This is a genomic window from bacterium (assembly GCA_024224155.1).
GTDB lineage: Bacteria > Acidobacteriota > Thermoanaerobaculia > Multivoradales > JAHEKO01 > CALZIK01.
Map to the genome: position 1 here is coordinate 1 of JAAENP010000105.1, position 8,053 is coordinate 8,053.

8 protein-coding genes are annotated in these 8,053 nt (G+C 64.5%); 5 read left to right on the forward strand and 3 right to left on the reverse strand.

What is annotated here, in order from left to right; genetic code table 11:
- The 5 genes from GY769_06145 to GY769_06165 form a co-directional block, all read left to right on the forward strand.
- The coding region (locus tag GY769_06145; protein MCP4201501.1) for a hypothetical protein at window positions 1–341 on the forward strand (341 nt) is incomplete at its 5' end.
- A 61-nt stretch (window positions 342–402) separates the two neighbouring features.
- The gene (locus GY769_06150; protein MCP4201502.1) at window positions 403–1,614 is read left to right on the forward strand and encodes an efflux RND transporter periplasmic adaptor subunit; all 1,212 of its coding nucleotides are present in this window, start codon (window positions 403–405) and stop codon (window positions 1,612–1,614) included.
- Entirely contained in the window at window positions 1,611–2,306 is a 696-nt protein-coding gene (locus GY769_06155; GenBank protein ID MCP4201503.1) for an ABC transporter ATP-binding protein, read from the forward strand. Before GY769_06150 ends, GY769_06155 begins: the two co-directional genes overlap by 4 nt.
- Window positions 2,303–3,457, forward strand: coding sequence for an FtsX-like permease family protein (locus GY769_06160; GenBank protein MCP4201504.1), 1,155 nt, complete (start codon window positions 2,303–2,305; stop codon window positions 3,455–3,457). The genes GY769_06155 and GY769_06160 overlap by 4 nt, the downstream gene beginning before the upstream one ends.
- A gap of 6 nt (window positions 3,458–3,463) precedes the next feature.
- A complete protein-coding gene (locus tag GY769_06165; protein MCP4201505.1) occupies window positions 3,464–4,654 on the forward strand; it encodes an ABC transporter permease in 1,191 nt (396 codons plus the stop codon).
- A gap of 298 nt (window positions 4,655–4,952) precedes the next feature.
- Here GY769_06165 and mtgA read toward each other — a convergent pair whose 3' ends face one another.
- From mtgA to GY769_06180, 3 genes are all read right to left on the reverse strand, one after another.
- On the reverse strand, window positions 4,953–5,636 hold the full coding sequence (gene mtgA / locus GY769_06170) for a monofunctional biosynthetic peptidoglycan transglycosylase (GenBank protein ID MCP4201506.1): 684 nt from the start codon (window positions 5,634–5,636) through the stop codon (window positions 4,953–4,955).
- A 141-nt stretch (window positions 5,637–5,777) separates the two neighbouring features.
- A complete protein-coding gene (locus GY769_06175; GenBank protein ID MCP4201507.1) occupies window positions 5,778–7,538 on the reverse strand; it encodes a hypothetical protein in 1,761 nt (586 codons plus the stop codon).
- A gap of 359 nt (window positions 7,539–7,897) precedes the next feature.
- Window positions 7,898–8,053: hypothetical protein (locus GY769_06180; GenBank protein MCP4201508.1), on the reverse strand; the 156-nt coding region annotated here is incomplete at its 5' end.

An 8,053-nucleotide genomic window follows, 5' to 3' on the forward strand; every position in this document is an offset into this window, starting at 1 on the left:
ATGCCGTTTGGATGGCCCGGCACGACGGCTTCGAGTACGTGATTCTCGAGTACCTGCCCGCGATGGTCTTTGTCGCCGTCGTCGCGCTGTGGCGCTGGATCGGACACGGTTGGCCCGGTGGCCCCTGGGTGATCGCAGGCATCCTGGTCAGCTTCGCCGCCGCCGGCGTTCAGGCGAGCGGCTTCACGCTCCACCGGCACTTCAATCACAACGATCTGTATCACGTGATTCAGATGGTCGGCTTCTATTTGCTGTACCGGGCCGGCGCCTTGCTCGCCGACCGCTCGCGATCGTCCGGAAACCGGACATCGGCCGAATCGACCGCCGGCCGAGCCGGCTAGTCCGAGCCTGTAGACTCCGCGTAGACTTCAGCCTCGAAGACTCGGATCGGAGAACAACAGAGTGCCGGAAATCAAAGAGCAGCTGGACGGACTGCGCATCGATCGCACCGAGGAGCCCGCTCGGGCAAGGGGCAAGTGGCTTGCTGTGATCGCCGCGGTCGCGCTGGTTCTGGCGGTGGTTCTGTGGTGGGTCTCCAGACCGAAAGTCGCCGGTGTCCAGGTGGCGACCGCTCGCGAGGTGACCGTCGGCGGCCGGCAGACCGTGCTCAACGCATCGGGTTACGTCACGGCGCGGCGCCAGGCCACGGTTTCGTCGAAGGTCACCGGCAAAGTCCAGGAGGTTCTGATCGAGGAGGGCATGGAGGTGACCGAAGGGCAGGTCCTGGCTCGGTTGGACGACTCCAACGCCGGGGCACGCGTCAACCTGGCGGCGGCCCAGTTGAGAGCGGCACGCACAGACCTGGAAGAGACCCGCGTGCGCCTGGCTGAAGCCCAGCTCGACCTGGAGAGGATCGAGCGGTTGGTAGGCGACCAGGTCGCCAGCCAGGCCGAGCTCGACAAGGCGCGGGCCCAGGCCGACTCGCTCGCGGCCCGTTTGGACAGTCAGGGCGAGGCGGTATCCGTGGCCGAGCGAAGCCTGGCAGTCGCTCGGCAGGCGCTCGACGACACCGTGATCCGGGCGCCCTTCGACGGCGTCGTGGTGGCCAAGAACGCGCAACCGGGAGAGATGATCTCGCCCATGTCGTCGGGCGGGTTTACCCGCACGGGTATCGGCACGATTGTCGACATGTCTTCACTCGAGATCGAGGTCGACGTCAACGAGGCCTACATCAATCGCGTAACGCCTGGTCAACGGGTGGAATCGACGCTCGACTCGTATTCGGACTGGAAGATCCCGAGCTCGGTGATCGCGATCATTCCGACCGCGGATCGCAGCACCGCGACCGTCAGGGTGAGAATTGGGTTTGACGAGCTCGATTCTCGAATCCTGCCGGACATGGGGGTCAAGGTGGCGTTTCAGGGTGTCGAGGAGCAGGGCGGCGCGGCCAGCGCCGCGGTGGTCGTGCCGCGCGAAGCAGTTCGCAACGACGGCGCCACGGATCTGGTTTTCGTGGTCGCCGGGGGCAAGGTCGAGCGCCGGGCGGTCAAGCTGGGTAACACGAACGAGCAGGAGGCCTTCGTCCTGGCCGGGTTGAGTGGCGGGGAGCGGGTGGTCCTGGCAGGGCCGGAGGATCTCAAGGATGGCGACGAGGTAGAGGAGACAACTCAATGAGTGACAACGGATTGCTTGTCGACGTCAAGGGTGTCGACAAGGTCTTCAAGCGAGGCTCGGAAGAGATTCACGTTCTCGGCGGGCTCGACGTCGAGATTCCGAAGGGCGAGTTTCTGGCGCTGATGGGCCCCTCGGGTTCCGGCAAGTCGACCCTGCTCAACCTGGTTGGGGGACTGGATCGCCCCACCAAGGGGCAGGTTCACGTCGCCGGTCAACGCATCGACAGACTCTCGGACCGCAAGCTCGCCTCGTGGCGCGCGCGCCACGTGGGCTTGGTGTTTCAGTTCTACAACTTGCTGCCGGTTCTGAACGCCTCGCGCAATGTCGAGCTGCCGCTGCTTCTGACTCGGCTGAACGCCAAGGAGCGAAAGCAGCAGGTCGCGACGGCGATGGCGGTTGTCGGTCTTTCGCATCGAATGAAGCACTACCCGCGTACGCTTTCGGGTGGCGAGCAGCAGCGTGTCGGCATCGCGCGCGCGATTGTCACCGACCCAACGCTTCTGCTGTGCGACGAGCCGACCGGTGATCTCGACCGCAAATCGGGCGACGCGGTCCTGGAGCTTCTCCAGACGCTCAACACCGAGCAGGGCAAGACGGTGGTGATGGTGACCCACGATCCCCACGCCGCCGCACGAGCCTCACGGACGCTCTATCTGGACAAGGGGCAGCTCAGTGAGGAGCCGGTCGAATGAAATACCTCAAGCTGATCCTGAGCAACCTGAAGCGCAAGAAGCTGCGCACGACTTTGACCGCGCTTTCAATCCTGGTGGCATTCGTGCTTTTCGGTTTCCTGGCCGCGGTGCGGGTCGCCTTCAACCAGGGCGTGGACGTTGCGGGCGTCGACCGCTTGGTCGTGCGCCACAAGGTCTCGATCATCCAGTTTCTGCCCGAGAGCTATGAGGACCGCATGCACCAGATCGAAGGAGTCGATCTGGCGGTTCACGCGACCTGGTTCGGGGGCATCTACCAGAAGCCCTCGAATTTCTTCGCGCAGATGCCGGTCGAGCCGGAACCTTTTCTGGACATGTTTCCGGAGTACATTCTCGAGCCCGGAGAGAAACAGGCGTGGCTCTCGACCCGGACCGGCGCCATCGTGGGCCGGGTGACGGCCGAGCGTTTCGGCTGGAAGGTCGGCGACCGAATCCCGATTCAGGCCACCATCTGGAGCAAGAAGGACGGTACCCGGGCCTGGGAGTTCGATCTGGTGGGTATCTTCGAGGGTGCCGAGAAGGGTACCGACACCAGTCAGTTCTTCTTCCGCCACGACTACTTCGAAGAAGCCCGGGCCTGGGGCGACGGCAACGTCGGTTGGTACTGGGTTCGGGTCGAGGATCCGGACCAAGCGGCCCAGGTCGCTCAGGCGATTGACACCGAGTTCGCCAACTCGCCGGCCGAGACCAAGGCCGAGCCCGAAGGCGCCTTTGTTCAGGGCTTTGCCAATCAGGTCGGCAACATCGCCAGGATCCTGATGGCGATTCTGGGTGCCGTTTTCTTCACGATCTTGTTGATCGCCGGCAACACCATGGCGCAGACGGTGCGTGAGCGAATCAGCGAGCTGGCCGTGCTCAAGGCCGTGGGCTTCACCGACCGCGGCGTGCTCGGACTCGTGCTCGGCGAATCATGTCTCTTGGCCGGAATCGGGGGTCTGTTGGGTCTGGCGGTGGCCTGGGCCTTGATCACCTTCAAGGGCGACCCCACAGGAGGCGCGTTTCCGGTGTTCTACTTCCCCCTGTCCGACGTCGCGCTGGGCGTCTTCCTGGTTCTTGGGGTCGGCATCGCGGCCGGGATCCTGCCGTCGCTGCAAGCTCAACGGCTACGAATCGCAGACGCTCTGAGGAGGTAGCTCGACATGCTCAACTGGTTCACCCAGATCTTCGCGGTCTCCAAGTTCAGCCTACAAACGCTCCCCGAGCGCAAGGGCGCCGCGTTGTCGGCGGTCTTCGGGATTGCCGGGGTCGTGGCGGTATTGGTGGGCGTGCTTTCCATCGCCCAAGGCATCCGCTTGATGGTCCAGAACTCGGGCGAGCCCGAGAACGCGATCGTGCTGCGCAGCGGCTCGGACTCCGAGATGATGAGCGGCTTCGGCGGACCCCAGACCGAGATCATCGCCGACGCGCCAGGCATTGCGCGCTACGCCGGAGGTCCGATGGCATCTCCCGAGCTGTTCGTGATCATCAACCTGCCCAAGCGCTCGACCGGCACCGATGCCAACGTTCCGCTTCGAGGTGTTGCTCCCGCGGCCTTCGAGGTGCGCAGCAACCTAGAGATCACCCAGGGGCGGATGTTCGAGTGGGGGCTGAGCCAGCTGGTCGTGGGAGTGGGAGCGAGCCGGGAGTTCTCAGGGTTGGATCTGGGCTCGAGCATCGAGGTCGGTGGCGAGCAATGGCCGGTGGTCGGTATCTTCGAGGCCGGCGGCGGCATCGCCGAGGGCGAGATCTGGGCGGACGCCGCGGTGGTGCAGCCGGCCTATCGGCGCGGCAACTCCTACCAGTCGGTCTACGCCAAGCTGAACTCGGTCGAGGCCTTCTCCGAGTTCGAGGATTCGCTGACCACCGATCCCCGTTTGAACGTCAAGGTGGCTCAAGCGACCGAGTTCTATTCCGAGCAGTCGAGTCTGCTGCGAAGCATCATCATCGGACTGGGCTCGTTGATCGCGGGGCTGATGGGTCTCGGGGCCATTTTCGGCGCTCTGAACACGATGTACACAGCGGTTTCGGCCCGCACCCGAGAGATCGCGACCCTCAGGGCGCTGGGCTTCAAGTCGGCTCCGGTGGTGATCTCGGTGCTCTTCGAGTCCCTGGTTCTGGCGTTCGCCGGCGGGCTCATCGGTGGGGGGCTGGCCTACCTCGCTTTCGACGGCTTTCGCGCCGCGACCATCAACTGGCAAAGCTTCAGCCAGATCGCCTTCGCCTTTGATGTCAACGCGACGCTGCTCAAGAATGGGATTCTCTACGCGGCTCTGATCGGGCTGGTGGGAGGTCTCTTCCCGGCGATACGCGCCGCGCGGATGCCGGTGGCATCGGCCCTGCGCGAGGGGTAACCCGGAGAAGCCCTTTCGGGACTACAGGCTTGTAGAGGTCGACCTCCGTGTCGACCGAGAGTTTTCTATCGACTAGTTCTCGGCGCCGGATGCGGCCCCAGGCGGACCGATTGAGTCGCGCCCGTGCTGCCTCTACGGGAGCAAAGAGAGGCTCCCTCCGAGGCACACACGGCGCTCCTTCATCCGCGCATCGGCGGAGACTCAACAGGCGGTTCGCCGGTGGAGGCGCTCAAGGCAGCGCGGTTGTAGCGGTCGACCACCGTGTCGACCGTACGCGACCCTTGAACGCGAAACCCATTCATAGCTCACGGAGAACCCAGCGCGCCCGCCGCATTCGCGTTCGTATGATCTCAACGCGGTGCCGGTAGCCGCGGCTGGAGCTGTTTGGGTTCCAGGAACCGGGTCTCGACAGCCCCGCGGCAAGCTCGGCTGCTTGACGCACGGTGAGGCGGGCGGCCGAAACACCGTAGAAATGCCGGGCCGCCGCCTCGGCGCCGAAGACGTCGGGTCCGAACTGGGCCACATTGAGATACAGCTCTAGAATCCTGCGCTTCGAGAGGCTCCCTTCGAGTTGGTTGGTCAGCACGATCTCTTTGACCTTTCGCCACGGGTTTCTGGATGGAGACAGCCAGAGGTTCTTGGCCAGCTGCTGAGTGATCGTCGAGGCGCCTCGAAGCTTTCGCCCCTCGTCAAGAGACTCGCGCAGGGCGATGCGCATCTCCTCGACTGCAAAGCCCCGATGGCTGAAGAAGTCGATATCCTCGGCCACCAAGACCGCGTGCTTCAGGCTCGGGGCGATGTCCGCGTAGGGCGCCCAAGTGTGAAGCGCGCGGCCACCGGACTTGCGATTGTGTCGTTCGATGAAGGCGCTGGTCGTAGGGTCGCCCGCTGCCAGATCGTCGACTTCGGGCCAGGTCGCCCACTGATAGACGACGAACGAACCCGCGATGACGGCGAGCGACAGCAGCAGCCGGCGAAGCACGGTCGAAGTCTAGCCTGACCTTTTCACAACTCTCCCGCCGCGACGCCGTAAATGCTTGAGTCTGAGCGACTTGCTCAGCTTGGAGATCCGCGACCGGAGGGGCGGCCGGAAGTTCAGGCGTCCCCGAGGCCCCGTCCGGGCTTAGCCCGGCGGCTCGCGACCGGGTGCCGGGAGAAACGCGGTCTGGCCCTGGCTCCCCGTATGTCTCGTGCGTGAGGTCCTGGCTTGCGCGGCCTCGAGGCGGTCCAGACGCGCCCGCAGGTGAGCCAGTTCGCGGCTCTGCTCGGCGGCAAGCCGAGTATCGTCGCGCAGGCGTGCGATCTCTTCCCCCTGCGCCCGCAGGAGTCGCTGCTGCTTCTGGATCTCGTTGAGAAGCAGCGGCGTGAGCAGCTCGTACCTGACCGTGTAGGGCTTGCCGCCCTCGTCGTACTCCACGAGCTGCGGAAAGACCTCCGCGACCTCTTCCGCGATCAATCCGAACTGGAGTTCCGGACTGCCTCGCTCGAACCCCTCCTTGAATCGGAAGGTCACCGGCCGCAGCTCGGAGACCTTCCCAGAGGCCTCGCCCATGTCCCGAATCTCGCGCTTGAAGCGCCGGGACGAGAGCACCCCGGGCGCGCTGCATTGCCCCAGCTGAGCGGAGGCGTTGACGCAAACCGGCTCGCCCGGGACAATCGCTCCGTACACCCCGGCCAGGAAAGCTCGGTTGTGCTGGCCCTCCTCCGGCATCCCGGACGGCTGGTTGCCGATGCGAATCGTGTAGTTGTCGCCCGTGGCGCCGCCGTTGCCGATGAAGATGTTGGAACTACCCACGGGTGGAGTCACGGCGCCGGCGTCGCTCCCGAGAGCGATGTTGAAACTGCCGGTCGAAGGCTCGAGAGCGAAGAGCCCGACGGCCGTGTTGTAGTGACCGGTCATGTTGTCCTGGAGCGCGTGTGCGCCGACGGCGGTGTTGTTGGAGCCGTAGGTGTTGTTGAGCAGTGCGTTAGCTCCGAAGGCGGAGTTTGACTCTCCCGAATAAGTGCTGCTGGGTCCTACGACGTCAGTGTTGTTCTGCAGAGCTCCATAGCCGGTGGCCGTGTTTCTTGATCCGGTCAAATTCTCCTGCAGGGATTCGCTCCCGGTAGCGGTGTTCTGGGAGCCAATGGTGTTCGCCCTGAGCGCGTTGGTTCCGAAGGCACTGTTACCCTCACCTCGGTACGTAGAGTAGGTACCGACTACCGTCGTATTGTTCGCCAGGGCGCCCGAGCCGACCGCGGTCAAGGAGTTCCCGTCAGTATTGGAAAAGAGAGCGCCGCTTCCCACCGCAACGTTGGAGCTCCCAGTGGTATTGGAGAAGAGAGAGCCGTCTCCGACGGCGGTGTTGTTGCTGCCGTCCAGGTACATGGAGTTCCCGTCGGTATTCATCAGGGCGGCGTTGCCGACCGCGACGTTGTGGGATCCCGTGGTGTTGTAGCGGAGAGCGAAATGCCCGAGCCCGTGATTGAAGCTCCCGCTGGTGTTGGCGAAGAGCGCGCTGTTGCCAATGGCGATGTTCCAGTCGCCGTCTTGGTTTTGCCCGAGCGCATTTGTTCCCAGCGCGGCATTGTTGCTGCCTTCGGTGTTGCCATAGAGGGCGTAGTAGCCGACGGCGGTGTTGTTGGAGCCGCTGGTGGTTGACGCCAGGGCCTGCAAACCCGCGCCCAGGTTCTGAGCGTCATCGTCCCAGAGCCAGGGGTACCCGTTCTTGGAGATGTTGCTATTCGGGCCCAGGTCGAAGTCGCCGTCGATCGTGAGTGAACGGTCCGAGGGGTTGAAGCTCGGCGTGAGTCCCGAGACCGGGCTGCGCCAGCCGAGCGCTGCGAATCCGACCCGCGCCACGGCGCGTCTCGGCGCCGCCGAAAGCTGCACGTGCCGAGCCATCTGGCGGCGCGCCCGACGCGCGCTCCCAGCTCGGCACAGCCGCGGCGTCGGCGCCGAGGGAACCGGAGATAGCGGCGGGGGGACCTATGAACTTGCGCATGGTGCACGGTACCATGCCGCCAATGTGGAACCCCGACTGGACCGCCGCAAGATGTACGGCCAAGCGCAGCGCCGCACGGCCTGCCGTCCGAGTCACGCGACGTCGGCGAGACGTAGCCGGAGCACGAAGTGTCCGTTGGGTCCATCGCCCACCTCAGCGGGATGGCGGCTGGCTGACCCTGTCTGCGATCCTCGGCTCTCTTGGGCCCGACAGGTCGTTCGCGTCCTCGCACCGGTGGCGACGGCGATCAGACACTCTGCTAGTACTCGGAGCTGTCGCTCTCGTCGGATGAGTTGTTCTGAAGCTCCAGCTCGTATTTCCTCACGAGTTCACTGTACTTGTCGTACAGCCTGTTCAGATGTTCGCGGCCTTTGGGGTCGCTCCCGAGTTCGTGGAGCTGGCTCATCTCGGTGCG